The organism is Parasedimentitalea huanghaiensis (assembly GCF_009753675.1).
GTDB classification, from domain to species: domain Bacteria; phylum Pseudomonadota; class Alphaproteobacteria; order Rhodobacterales; family Rhodobacteraceae; genus Parasedimentitalea; species Parasedimentitalea huanghaiensis.
In genome coordinates this window covers 95591-108802 of sequence record NZ_WQLV01000004.1, presented here as the reverse complement: position 1 = coordinate 108802, position 13212 = coordinate 95591, and the positions used below count along the sequence as shown (strand labels likewise).

The window sequence follows — 13212 nt, the reverse complement described above, 5'->3', positions numbered from 1 at the left end:
AAGGCCGCCCTGCATCCATATTTCTAACGTCGGAAAGTACTAGTTCCCTTTGCGGGGCTTGCTCTTGGCGTAGCCACCGCCACCTTTTGCGGCTGCTGCGCGGGCCCGGTTCTTTTTGCTATCAGGCCGCCCCTTTGGGGGTGGTGGACCTTTTTTGCGTTCACCGTCGCTGCGTGTTTTGCCGGCATAGGGCTTGCTATCGCCAGACTTTCGCCGCTTCAGAGGGGTGACATGCTCTTCACCCGGACGCGCCATACGCTGAGAGGGGTTGTTCGCAGCCTTATTCGCAGCAGGCTTCGGCTTTTTCGCTCGTGGAGCTGGCGCATCGTTCCAATCGGTTGGTGGGGTTGAAGGCTTGCCGCCATACCCAGATCCGCCACCCTTTTTGCCCATGTCTTCACGTGGTTTCCGGTCTTCACGAGGCTTACGGTCTTCTCGTGGACCGCGCGATTTGTAATCCTCGCGTGGGCCGCGTGGTTTGCGGTCGCCACGATCATCGCGGCGCGGGCCTTTGCCATCAAACTTAGGGCGTGGCGAATTGGCGATGTCCGGAGCCTTATCCAGCTGGGTCACCTTGGAGCCTTCAACTTCTGAAGCGCCACCAAGTGCCTTCAGGAAGCCATCAACACTGCTTTGGCGCAGCTCAACAAAGCTCTCCTTGCCCTGCACCCGGATCGCACCGAGGTCGTCTTTGGACAGATTACCGGCCTTGCACAGCATTGGAAGCAGACGGCGCGGCTCTGCACCCGCATCGCGACCACCGGCAACGGAGAACCAAACCGACGGTCCAAATGGTTCGCGCTCTCTGCGGTTGCCTTTGTCCTGACCTGGGTCACTTAGTTCTTCCGGCGCGGTGTGACGCGAGTGGAACAAACGCAGGTAAGCAGCCGCGAGCTGCTCCGGAGAGAATTTCTCCAACAGGTTCGCAACAGGTGTGGCCTCTGCATCAGTCACGGCTTCGTTCCAGGATGCATCACCCAGCATACGGGCCTCATCCTGGCCGCGAACAGCTTCGGCGCTTGGCGCATTCAGCTCATCAGCTGTGAGTTTAGCCGAACGCAGCAAGCGCATCGCTTTGCCGCGCGCCTTGGGCGGAACGATCAGCGCAGAGACACCATGGCGCCCTGCCCGGCCGGTCCGGCCTGAACGGTGCAGCAGGGTTTCGTGACTGTTTGGCAGTTCTGCGTGGATCACAAGATCCAGTTTAGGCAGGTCGATCCCCCGTGCCGCAACATCAGTGGCCACACAAACGCTGGCACGACCATCCCGCAAGGATTGCAACGCGTTCGAGCGTTCTGCTTGTGACAGCTCGCCCGACAACGCCACAACCGAGAAGCCCCGGTTCGACAGGCGCGTAGTCAGGCGGTTGACCATGGCGCGAGTGTTACAGAACACCAGCGCGTTGGGGGCTTCGTGAAAGCGCAGAACGTTGATGATCGCGTTTTCGCTATCGCGTTGAGACACGGCCAGCAGTTGATAATCAATATCCGCGTGCTGCGATTTCTCGGCAACCGTGGTGATCCGCTGGTGATCTTTCAGATAGGTTTCTGCCAGCCGTGCGATGCCTTTAGGCACCGTGGCCGAGAACATCAGGGTACGGCGCGTTTCAGGTGTTTCGCCCAGAATGAATTCCAGATCTTCGCGGAACCCAAGGTCGAGCATTTCGTCGGCTTCGTCCAACACAACGGCGCGGACTTCGGACAGATTGATAGAGCCGCGCATGATGTGGTCGCGCAGACGGCCTGGTGTAGCTACAACGATGTGAGTACCGCGATCCAGCGCCCGACGCTCGTCGCGCATATCCATCCCGCCGACGGTTGACGCCAGATGGGCACCGGCACCTTGGTACAACCAGCTCAGCTCGCGCTTGACCTGAAGGGCCAATTCGCGGGTTGGCGCAATAACCAGCGCCAGCGGCGCGGCTGCCTGACCAAAACCTTCGTCGTCGCCCAACAGGGTTGGCGCCATAGCCAAACCAAAGCCAACCGTTTTGCCCGAACCAGTCTGGGCAGAGACCAACAGATCCGACTGCTCGAGCTCAGGATTGCTGACCTCTTGCTGGACCTGGGTCAGAGATTCATAACCGCGCGCCTTAAGCGCATCTGCGAGTGCTGTTTTCACGATATTCATTTTCGCTTGCTGCGGGGCACGGCAATTGGGTCAGCCAGCCCGGAATTTTGACGGCACCACCATCACGGTGGGCGGGGCCCACGTGACCCGATTGGGCGCATGTAATAGGTTTCGGAGCAAAAGTATAGATGTTCTATTGTACAGGCAGCTATGCGCTCAGTGATAGGCGAAGGGCCGCGCTATTTTGCGCAACCCGTCTATGCCATCTATCACGATCCGGGAGGAACATAGGCACCGGTCAGGCCAGCAGCCTTTTTGATAACAGACTCAAAATCGTGGCTAGTCCATGCGCGCACAGTCTCAGCTTTGGAAATCGCACCTGAGGCAGAAACCGCCATCGCTAAAGCAACAGCATCCGAACCGTCCGGGGCTTCGGACACTAAAACGATGTCATTGGTTCCGGTGGTATTATAAATAGCCACCACTTTACCGCCAACACTGTCGAGCAAGCTTTGAATCGCACCGGTTCGGTTTTCGGGCTTGGATAGCAGCCCTTTGATGCCAGCCTGCGAATAGCTCGCATAGGTAATAAATAACGCCATAGTCATCTCCTGTTTCGGTTTGAGGTTGGAAAATCTCCGGAGGTTCCAGTCCAGAGCCAAGCACGACCACTGACTAATTTATCAGGGACGAGATCAGAAAATATGCGCCGCTGGTGATCAACACAGCTCCTGTTACGCCAGAAAACCTGTGCATTTTGGGTAGTGTTTTTTCGGCCAAAACATAAAGCGCAAGACCTGCGATCCAATAGAGGTTCATGAGCCCCCCAACAAACAGCAGTGCCATCATCGCCCAACAGCAGCCCAGACAATAGCCGCCGTGAAGGATACCCAGTCGCAACGCCCCTTTTGCCCCCGGTTGGTTGTGATCAGCCAGAAATGCGCTGGGAGAGCGACAATGCCTCAGACAGGCATCTTTGATACCAGAAAACTGATAACAGCCCGCCAACAGCAAAACAGCCCCAGCAATCGACCGCGACGTCAGCGGCATCATCGCCCCCATGGAGAGATCCAGGATTTCAATCTGCCACTGTGCAGCAGTTGCAATCAGGCTGAAGCCCCCCCAGACCAATAGATATCCTGCTAAAAACAACAGGCTGAGCCAGACAGCTTGGTCTGCCCCTGCCCCCATGCGCTTGACTGCAACATAAAGAAGCAACATCGGTGCGGCGCTGGGGGTCATCATGGCAATCATCATGACCCACCACATGGCAAAGTTCAGTAGCGCATAATCCGGCGTCCAGACCGGGTTCATCGACATTGATATGCCAGCCCCGGCCAGAGTATACCACGCCGCTAACACGGCAATCAGCAATGCTGAAATCAGGACAATCAACTTATCCCGACGCACCAACTTTTCTACCGGCCCCAGCGCCGGAGTTTGCTTCAAATGTGCCATGTTTGTGCCAACGCTCAGGCGCCAATACGGCCTTCACCGGTCAAATGCAGACTGGCGAAATGCGCATGTGTTCCAGAGTTCTTAAGCAACTCAATCGCGCCACCCGAAGTTTTTGTACTGCCTTTGGCCATCTCGGCAAAGCCAAACTCAAATCCGTTTGGCAATCGAATACCAACGCGATGCGGCGCACCGGACATGATGTTTGGGATCGGCTCTGCATTGACCTCTACCACTCCGGCAACGGAGCCTTTGCCGATCCGGTCTTCTGCGTTTATCTCAACCGAAATGGGAGAGACAATGGTGTCATGCTTGGTGGGACACATGGCGCTGAAGATAAACCACATGGTGGCCATTTCGACAGTATCCTGACCTGTCATGATCGCCTGCAATGCGGCGCGTTGCTCGGCGCTGGCTTTGTCATCAATGATCAGCTGCATTTCACCTGCGCCCTCATGGATCGGACCGGGCCATTTGTAAACACCAGCAGCCAACAGACCGTCTAACTGGACATCGCCATAGTGGCCCTTGTCGATGCGGAAAAACACCGCCGCTTCGCAGGTTCCATCACTTGGCAATACACCAAACTGGCAGGGGCAACCAAAGTTGCAGTTACAATTGGCGATCTCTTCGCCTTGAATGCTCCACTGTTCCACAAGAAGTCCTCCACAACACAAGCCCGATTTAACAACACATCGAATGCGGGGTCCGGGCCCAAACTCAGCAATACCTATAGGTAGGCCGACTTTTGAGATTGCGACCACCAACCTTCAACTATTTGGGCCACAGCAGGCGACAACATGCCTGCGATAAGACCAGTTAGTGAGTAAACACACCGCCAGGCCGTGAACCTGTGCGGTTCCCCTTGCCCTTGCCCGTTAGATGTTGCACCAATCCGACAAACGGGGCCCCGCCGATGGGGATATGAGAATAAGGATCGCGCGTCATGAGCAACGGCTTGCTGGATATCACTGCTAAACCCACCGAGAGCATTTCGGTCCGCGATGTGTTTGGCATCGACACCGACATGACCATCAAAGGTTTTGCCGATGGGTCAAACCGGGTGCCGGATATCGACAGCACCTATAAATTCGATCCAGACACCACCATGGCCATTCTCGCCGGATTTTCGCACAATCGCCGCGTTATGATCCAAGGCTATCACGGCACGGGTAAGTCCACACACATCGAACAGGTTGCCGCCCGGCTGAACTGGCCTGCAGTGCGTGTGAACCTCGACAGCCACATTTCCCGGATCGACCTGATCGGTAAAGACGCGATCAAGTTGAAAGACGGCAAACAGGTCACCGAATTCCACGAAGGCATCCTGCCCTGGGCGCTGCGCAACCCGGTTGCGATTGTGTTTGACGAATATGACGCCGGCCGCGCCGACGTTATGTTTGTGATCCAGCGTGTTCTTGAGCATGACGGTAAACTCACCCTGATGGATCAGAACGAGATCATCACGCCAAACCCACACTTCCGCCTGTTCGCCACCGCCAACACCGTTGGTCTGGGCGACACCACTGGCCTGTACCACGGTACGCAACAGATCAACCAGGCGCAGATGGACCGTTGGTCGCTGGTATCGACCCTGAACTATCTGAGCCACGACGCCGAAACCATGATCGTGCTGTCCAAGGCGCCGCATTACAACACCGAGGCCGGCCGCAAGACCGTAAGCCAGATGGTGACTGTGGCCGACCTGACCCGCACCGCATTCATGAACGGTGACCTGTCCACCGTGATGTCGCCACGGACCGTGATCAACTGGGCGCAAAACGCCGAGATTTTCCGCGATGTGGGCTATGCTTTCCGCCTGTCGTTCCTGAACAAATGCGACGAGTTGGAACGCCAGACCGTGGCCGAGTTCTATCAGCGTTGTTTCGACGAGGAATTGCCGGAAAGCGCGGCGAACGTGAGCCTTGGGTAGACTGCCACATATACTTGCTCCCGCTGCGACTTTGCTCGCAGCGCTGGGGCTGAGTGCCTCGCAGGCGTTGGCGGGCTGGGTCGATGTCGAAAGCGAGACCGAAGCTTACTACGTCTGTTCAGCATATCTGATGGCGGATCTATACCATTTTGAGCACAATGTCGGTGACGGCGATATGGACATGGCTTTTCAAGAAGCCCTGACCGCTTTTGCGACTGTGGCCTACGAGAAAAAACACAGTGTCTCTCCTAGCTATGTTGAACGGTTGGGATACGAACGCGATCTGGTTCCAACGATGCTTTCCATCTTTCTTGAGATGCAGCGGCCGACAACAGAAAATTCACAAGTGACCGAATTGACAAAACTGTATGATTTTTGCTCTGATCTCGGTGCAAAACTTGAAAAAACACGCTGGGTTTTCCAATGAAAAAGCCAAATGACAACCCCGCTGATCCGTTCAAAAAGGCCCTCGCCGAGGCCACCAAGGTCATGGCCAATGACTCGGACCTGAGCGTCGCCTATACTGTTGATCCATCCGGCCTATCCGGGGATTCAATGCGCTTGCCACAGGTATCGCGCCGAATGACCCGGCAAGAGGTGCTGCTGGCCCGTGGCACTGCTGATGCTCTGGCGTTGCGCCACCGGTTCCATGACGATGGCGTGCATGCCAAATACGCACCACCCGGTGACATGGCCCGTGACTTGTACGAATCGATGGAAACCGCCCGCTGCGAGGCCATGGGCGCGCGGCATATGCCCGGCACCGCCAGCAACATTGACGTCAAAATCCACAACGAAGCTCTGCGCAAGGGCTATGACCAGTGTCAGACTGCTTCCGAGGCGCCGCTTGCGGTGTCAGCCGGCTATCTGATCCGCCATCTGGCCACCGGGCGCCCCCTGCCTGAAGGTGCGGCCAACGTGATGGAACTGTGGCGTGGGTTTATCGAAAACCAGGCTGGCGAAACGCTGGAAAACCTCGACGACACCATTGCTGATCAGGCCACATTTGCCAAGTTCGCTCGACAGGTGATCAGTGATCTCGGCTATGGCGATCAGCTGGGCGATGACCCTGACGATATCGACGATCAGGATGATCAGGCCGAAGACGACGCAGAAGAACAGCAAGATCCCGATAGCAGCGGTCAAGAAGATGCTTCGGATGACGAGGCTGACGCCGATCCGGAGCAAAGCCAGGAACAACAACAGGACGAGCAGCAGGCTCAGGTTTCAGCCGATGATATGGCGGACGAAGAAACTGGTGAAGAAACCGAAATGCCGGATGGTGAGGCACCGCTGGAGCCGCCTACCCCAATGCCGCCCTCTGATGCCGATCCGGACTATAAGGTATACCTGAGCGACCACGACGAAGAAATACGCGCCGAAGATCTGGCAGAACCAGCCGAGCTGGAACGCCTGCGCGCCTATCTGGATCAGCAACTAGAGCCGCTGAAAGGTGCCGTGAACCGCTTGGCCAACAAATTGCAACGCCGCCTACAAGCGCAGCAGAACCGGTCGTGGGAATTTGATCTGGAGGAAGGCATTCTGGATGCCGGCCGTTTGGCCCGTGTGGTGGTCAGCCCCACTACACCGCTGTCGTTCAAAATCGAAAAAGACACTGAATTCCAAGACACGGTCGTGACATTGCTGATCGACAACTCTGGCTCGATGCGTGGACGGCCGATCTCGATCGCGGCGATTTGTGCGGATGTTCTGGCCCGAACGCTGGAACGTTGCAACGTCAAGGTCGAAATCCTGGGCTTTACCACCCGAGCCTGGAAAGGCGGACAGGCGCGTGAGACCTGGCTGAACGATGGGCGCCCACAAATGCCGGGCCGTCTGAACGACCTGCGCCACATCATCTACAAAAGTGCCGACGCCCCAATGCGCCGCACCCGACCCAATTTGGGTTTGATGATGAAGGAAGGACTGCTGAAGGAAAACATCGACGGTGAAGCGCTGGAATGGGCCCATCGGCGGATGGCCGCACGGCAAGAAGCACGCAAAATTCTGATGGTGATTTCGGACGGCGCGCCAGTGGATGACAGTACCCTGTCGGTGAACCCTGCCAACTATCTCGAAAAGCACCTGCGTGATGTTATCGCCATGGTGGAAAAGAAGAAAATTGTTGAGCTGTTGGCGATTGGGATCGGCCATGATGTGACTCGTTATTATAACCGCGCAGTCACCATCACGGACGTGGAACAGCTGGCCGGTGCTATGACTGAACAATTGGCAGCGCTGTTTGATTCTGACCCGCGCGCGCGTGCTCGGGTGATGGGGATCAAGCGAGCTGGATAAGCCGACCCTTGCCACAGGCAGAGGTATTTGAAACAAGAAGATATAAGGCGCGTCATCGAGATGGCGCGCCTTTTGATTTTGCCCCGGAGGACCCCACATGTATCAGACTTTTGATGTGACTTCGCGCCCGGAACAGGGACCGCCACGTTTGCAGGCTCTGCGGGCAGAATTGACGGCCGAAGGGTTGGACGGGTTTATGGTGCCGCGTGCAGATGCACATCAAGGGGAATATGTGGCCCCTTGTGATGAACGGCTGAGCTGGCTGACCGGATTTACCGGGTCGGCAGGGTTTTGTGCCGTTCTTACAAGTATCGCGGGTGTATTTATCGACGGGCGGTACCGCACCCAGGTCAAACGACAGGTCGCAGCTGAATACACCCCCGTACCCTGGCCGGAGATCCAACTGGCGGATTGGCTCATCGAGCAACTACCAGAGGGTGGCAAGGTTGGATTTGATCCCTGGCTACACGCCGCCGGACAGATCAAGACCTTGTTGGAGCGCCTAACTGGAACCGGAATCGAACTGGTACAGGTCGACAATCTTGTGGACCGGGTCTGGACAGATCGTCCTGTTGCCCCGATGCAGGATGTCACCGCTCATGAACTTCAATATGCCGGTGAAACTGCGGCTGACAAATGTCAGCGACTGGCCAAGTCACTGAGCGATGCGGGCCAAACAGCAGCACTAATCACCCTGCCCGATTCAATCATGTGGTTGCTGAACATACGTGGGGCCGATATCGCTCGCAATCCAGTCGCGCATGGGTTTGCAATTCTCCACGATGATGCGCGGGTAGATCTGTTTATGGCAGCGCAAAAACTGGCTGGTGTCACCGAACATCTGGGCGCCTCAGTGACGATCCACCCTACGGCCAACCTTGAAGCAGCTGTCGCTGCTTTGAACGGTGCAGTTGCCGTAGATTCGACTACTGTACCTCAGGTTCTGGCTGATAAACTTGGCGACCGGTTGGTGAACGCCGGTGATCCCTGTGCCCTGCCTAAGGCCCGCAAAAACGCCGCTGAAATAGCAGGAAGTGCCGCCGCCCATCTGCGGGATGGCGCAGCAGTGGTCGAGGTGCTGGCCTGGCTTGATGCTCAGGCTCCTGGCAGCCTGACCGAAATTGAAGTGGTTACCAAGCTGGAAGAGTTGCGCCAGCGCGACCCCGCCCTACGCGACATCAGCTTTGAAACCATCGCGGGTACGGGTGAAAATGGTGCGGTCATGCACTACCGGGTCTCAGAGGACTCCAACACCGTTCTGAACGAAGGCGATTTGCTGGTTCTGGACAGTGGGGGCCAGTATTTGGACGGCACCACAGATATTACCCGCACAGTACCAATTGGAGCGGCTGGTGACGAAGAAAAGGCGGCGTTTACCCGCGTCCTGCAAGGTATGATCGCCATGTCCTGTCTACGCTGGCCCGTTGGACTGGCTGGACGTGACATCGAAGCCGTGGGTCGGGTTCCCTTGTGGCTGGCAGGTCAAGACTTTAACCACGGGTTAGGCCACGGGGTTGGCGCGTTCCTGAGTGTCCATGAAGGGCCACAACGATTGAGCCGTGTTAGCCATGTGCCATTAGAAGCAGGGATGATCCTGTCCAATGAACCCGGGTATTACCGTGAAGGGGCATTTGGTATTCGTATTGAAAACCTGTTGGTGGTTGAGCCTGCTCCCAAATTAACCAGCGCCGACGCAGAGCGGGAAATGCTGGTCTGGCGGACACTCACCTTTGCTCCAATTGACCGGCGATTGATCGTTGTAGAGATGCTGACCCAAGCAGAACGCAACTGGCTAAATGCCTATCATCAAGAAGTCGCGGCAAAAATTGGCCCCAACGTCACCGCTGATGCGCAGGCATGGCTGGTCACAGCAACCGCGACAATCTGATTTTCAACTGATATAGAAGCTGCTCGGCCGAAGAGAACCAAGAACACAGGGAAGATGACATGAGTGATATCCGCATTCGCAAGGTAACTGGCAACTGGGTCGTACGCTCGGGTGGTGCTATCCTGGGAGAAAGCAGCAATGTGCTGGAGTTGAACGAAGGGCACCTTGCGCCTGTGATCTATTTTCCTCGTGAAGATATTGCGATGGCCATGCTGGATCGAAGCGATAAAACAACCCATTGCCCCTATAAAGGTGATGCCAGCTACTTCTCTATTGTTAATATGTCTACAACCACAAAAGACGCGGTCTGGAGTTACGAAAACCCAATCGATGATGTTGCTGAAATCAAAAACTATCTGGCGTTTGTGCTCAGTGAATCAGTCAAGGTCGAGCAGCTTTAGCAGCAAAAGAAGGCAACTCCTGATCTACTAAGAGTTCCGAACTCTAGCTTTTACACTCAAACTAAAAACTAGGGTCAAAAAGAGCATCCGCGCGGAGCTACGCCGCGAGGGTGAGGTGTTTGAACACTACGATACTGGGGGCGACTACCTGTCGCATCCCAAACTTCGTTAATGGAGCAGAGAATTGCTTAACTGGCGTCGTGCAGCTTCCATAGCATCACCCGATCCAACAAAATGCGTCTCGTTTGCACAGCGGATTGCGTAATCAATGAGGGCCTCTAGTGACACTCGCTCTTTTTCTTGCTCGCTCAATTTGTTGTTCTTATCAGCCTCTTTTGGGCCGTTTTTCGAGAAGAACATGATATTCCTTCCGTCTTGCCTGTGAGTAGTACTACTGTTCCGTCTTTATCATGAGGCTAGCTTACTCATTTTAGCAATCGAAAGAAAAAATTAACCTATGCAAGATGTCGATATATCACAGATCAATGGCCGGGTTTTACGCATCTTTCTCGCTGTTTTCGATAATGTATCGGTCAGCAAGGCAGCGCACCAACTGGATATCAGTCAATCCACGGTGAGCCATAGCATCGAAAAACTGCGCGTTATTTTGGGTGACAGCCTGTTCATACAAGCAGGCAGAGGCATCATTCCCAGTGCCCATGCTGAGTTGATGGCCCCGAAGGTGCGGGGCTTACTTGCGGAAATGGAAGCCCTTGTCGACATGGGGGACTATAACCCTCACACAGACACAGAGCCTTTTTCAATTGCCGCCAATGGTAGTACATTGGCCCATGAGGTTTCGCGGATCAGAGATGCAATATGGAAACAAGTACCTGACAAGACAGTGATTTTTCGTGAACTTGGATCACGAACAAACGTCGAGACGGTGCTCGACAACGCCAGTACAAACATTGCCATCTCTGTGCGTCCAGCCAAGTATCCGCTTAGTCTGAACCATACACCCTTGTCATCCAGTAAGATGGTCGTTTTTTATGACGCTTCAGTTTCGGAGCCAGTCCACACAGTTTCGGACTATTGCAATGCCCGTCACGCAGCATTGGATTTTGGTGGAAGCAGTAAGAGCGAGTTGGCGCTGTCACTAGAAGACAGAGGCCTGAAACGACGGATTTCCTGCATGGTGCCCAATGTCTGGTTGCTGGCTGAGATGGTGCGCGGTTCTGACATGATTGCGACATTACCATCACAGTTGGGGCAATCTGCTTTTTCTGGATTGCAATCTTGTCCACTCCCGTTGCCACAGGCTGATCTTCATTTTGATTTGGTTTGGCATCGGCGTTATGATAATTCCGCCCGCCTGAAATGGCTGCGCAGTGTAATCTGCGACGCTATTAAATCTTCGGACTAAAATCTGGAATTGAACCAGTCAGACCTTACCTGTGGCTAGCTGTGTTCTTCAGCTGCAGCCGCAGCCAGTGCTCGATTATAAGCCTTTAACGCATCAATGTGATACAGGGCGCCTAGAATTTCTGGATCGTCATTTTCATCGTTACGCACAACCACGGGCAAATATGCGATATCTGCGCGGTCAAAAATCGGCATAGCTGCTTCAAGACTAGCGGCAGCTACAATACACAGCCCCTGATCAATTAGCGCCACACAGTCCTCAGATGTTGCACAGCGCGGATCACCCAGGGGCCGCATCACGGCACCTGCCCGGATCAGCGCCAACACGTAAGCCTGCGGCCCAGCGGCACAGTGGATTTCACGTTTTGACAGCTGGGTCAGGAAAAACGAGCGATCCACCAGCCGCGAGGCAAGTGCGGTGGACATCGACACAGCCACCATTACCGCTAACCCAATTTGCCAGTCGCCCGTGAGCTCAAAAACAATCAAGGTTGTTGAAATTGGGGCGCCAAGTACAGCCGCCGCAACCGCTCCCATGCCAGCAAAGGCATAAAGCGTATGCGTACCTGAAACATCTGGCAGCACCGATGTGGCAATCAGCCCAAAGGCCAGTCCGGTCAGTGCCCCGATCATTAGAGCGGGTGAAAACACCCCGCCGCCCATACGGCCACCCATGGTGACAGCCACCGCCGCTGTTTTGAATATGGCGAACAGAATTGCCTGCCATAGCAGCAGGCTGCCAGTAAGAGCCAGGACGGTCGTTTCATATCCAACGCCAATTATATGGGGGAACCAGATTGCCATCAGCCCCAGCAATGCTCCCGCTGCGGTTGGACGCAGCCAGCGAGGCAAGTGCAAATGATCCTGGACAAAACCAGCAAGCGCATCAGCCCAGAAAATGGACCTCATCAACACCACAGCCACCAGGCCGCAAATGGTCCCCAAGATTAGAAACGCAGGTAATTCTACATAGAATTGCAAAGCGCCCGGCGTCACCAGATCAAATTCTGTGACATCGCCATAAGCCAGTCGGTTGATCACTGTACCAGCGACTGAGGCGATCACAATTGGGGCAAAGGCATGTACCGCAAAATGTCGCAGAACCACTTCAAGCGCGAATAGCGCACCCGCAATTGGAGCATTGAAGCTTGCAGACACGGCTGCCGCCACGGCACAACCCAGCAAATCTCGCCCGGTTAATCCATCGGCCTGAATGCGATTGCTGACCCAGGTCGAAATGACAGCCGCGAGATGAACCACTGGTCCCTCTCGACCGGTTGACCCCCCGGTACTGAGCGTCAAGAACGAGGCCAGCGCAGAGGCCAACCCCTCCTTCACTTCAACTCGCCCGTCCCTCAGGGCCGAGCCCTCGATCACATCTGCTACGGAACGCACCCGCCCATCAGGCGTAAAATTGTGCAGGATCACCCCAACCACCAGACCACCAAGTGCGGGGATTAACAAAACCCAATACCACTCCAGAGATTCTGCGAAAGTATGCAGAAAAAGAACATCGTCTGCCCCGTAAACCCAGGCCTGCAGCGCGGTAATACCCATGCGAAAGAATAAGGCGGCAAACCCACCAGCGATACCAATCATCAAAGCGATGAACCAGAACTGCACCTGACTGGGGCCACGGTGGCGCAGCACACGCCAACCATCGCGCAGCGCCGCACGTACCAACGCCCGCTGGGTCAACATAAGAGAGCGAGTGGTTTTTTTCATTGCCTGCCTTTGGTCCGGTCCCAATCTGTTTAGAACAGAGTGACGTTACAAAAAAGACAGTTAATTTTTGTAACACG

12 protein-coding genes are annotated in these 13212 nt (G+C 55.3%); 6 read left to right on the top strand and 6 right to left on the bottom strand.

The genetic code is table 11. The annotated features are described in order from the left end of the window. Nucleotides 1-39 precede the first annotated feature (39 nt). From GO984_RS08150 to GO984_RS08135, 4 genes are all read right to left on the bottom strand, one after another. Complete coding sequence (locus GO984_RS08150) at nucleotides 40-2130, bottom strand: DEAD/DEAH box helicase (RefSeq protein ID WP_157022050.1); 2091 nt, start codon at nucleotides 2128-2130, stop codon at nucleotides 40-42. 209 nt (nucleotides 2131-2339) lie between these two features. After that, the gene (locus GO984_RS08145) at nucleotides 2340-2672 is read right to left on the bottom strand and encodes a GYD domain-containing protein (protein ID WP_157022049.1); all 333 of its coding nucleotides are present in this window, start codon (nucleotides 2670-2672) and stop codon (nucleotides 2340-2342) included. A gap of 73 nt (nucleotides 2673-2745) precedes the next feature. Continuing rightward, nucleotides 2746-3528, bottom strand: coding sequence for a DUF2182 domain-containing protein (locus tag GO984_RS08140; RefSeq protein ID WP_157022048.1), 783 nt, complete (start codon nucleotides 3526-3528; stop codon nucleotides 2746-2748). A 14-nt stretch (nucleotides 3529-3542) separates the two neighbouring features. Then, nucleotides 3543-4181, bottom strand: a complete 639-nt coding sequence (locus tag GO984_RS08135; protein ID WP_167740272.1) for a DUF1326 domain-containing protein — start codon at nucleotides 4179-4181, stop codon at nucleotides 3543-3545. A gap of 290 nt (nucleotides 4182-4471) precedes the next feature. Here GO984_RS08135 and cobS point away from each other — a divergent pair, with 290 nt between their 5' ends. From cobS to GO984_RS08110, 5 genes are all read left to right on the top strand, one after another. Beyond that, entirely contained in the window at nucleotides 4472-5458 is a 987-nt protein-coding gene (gene cobS / locus GO984_RS08130) for a cobaltochelatase subunit CobS (protein ID WP_157022047.1), read from the top strand. A 31-nt stretch (nucleotides 5459-5489) separates the two neighbouring features. Continuing rightward, a complete protein-coding gene (locus GO984_RS08125; protein WP_157022046.1) occupies nucleotides 5490-5885 on the top strand; it encodes a hypothetical protein in 396 nt (131 codons plus the stop codon). Continuing rightward, nucleotides 5882-7756 (top strand): cobaltochelatase subunit CobT, encoded by a 1875-nt coding sequence (gene cobT, locus GO984_RS08120; protein WP_157022045.1) that lies wholly within the window; start codon nucleotides 5882-5884, stop codon nucleotides 7754-7756. The genes GO984_RS08125 and cobT overlap by 4 nt, the downstream gene beginning before the upstream one ends. Before the next feature lie 97 nt (nucleotides 7757-7853). Further along, nucleotides 7854-9644 (top strand): aminopeptidase P family protein, encoded by a 1791-nt coding sequence (locus tag GO984_RS08115; protein WP_157022044.1) that lies wholly within the window; start codon nucleotides 7854-7856, stop codon nucleotides 9642-9644. Between the two features lie 59 nt (nucleotides 9645-9703). Continuing rightward, the gene (locus tag GO984_RS08110) at nucleotides 9704-10045 is read left to right on the top strand and encodes a DUF427 domain-containing protein (RefSeq protein ID WP_157022043.1); all 342 of its coding nucleotides are present in this window, start codon (nucleotides 9704-9706) and stop codon (nucleotides 10043-10045) included. A gap of 168 nt (nucleotides 10046-10213) precedes the next feature. Here the strand turns inward: GO984_RS08110 and GO984_RS08105 are convergent, their stop codons facing one another. Then, nucleotides 10214-10405: a hypothetical protein gene (locus tag GO984_RS08105; RefSeq protein WP_138161848.1), complete on the bottom strand. Its 192-nt coding sequence runs from the start codon at nucleotides 10403-10405 to the stop codon at nucleotides 10214-10216. A gap of 97 nt (nucleotides 10406-10502) precedes the next feature. Here GO984_RS08105 and GO984_RS08100 point away from each other — a divergent pair, with 97 nt between their 5' ends. Continuing rightward, nucleotides 10503-11411, top strand: coding sequence for a LysR family transcriptional regulator (locus tag GO984_RS08100; protein ID WP_157022042.1), 909 nt, complete (start codon nucleotides 10503-10505; stop codon nucleotides 11409-11411). A 35-nt stretch (nucleotides 11412-11446) separates the two neighbouring features. On the opposite strand, the gene GO984_RS08095 is transcribed toward GO984_RS08100, so the two are convergent. Continuing rightward, nucleotides 11447-13135, bottom strand: a complete 1689-nt coding sequence (locus GO984_RS08095) for a chloride channel protein (RefSeq protein ID WP_157022041.1) — start codon at nucleotides 13133-13135, stop codon at nucleotides 11447-11449. Nucleotides 13136-13212 lie beyond the last annotated feature (77 nt).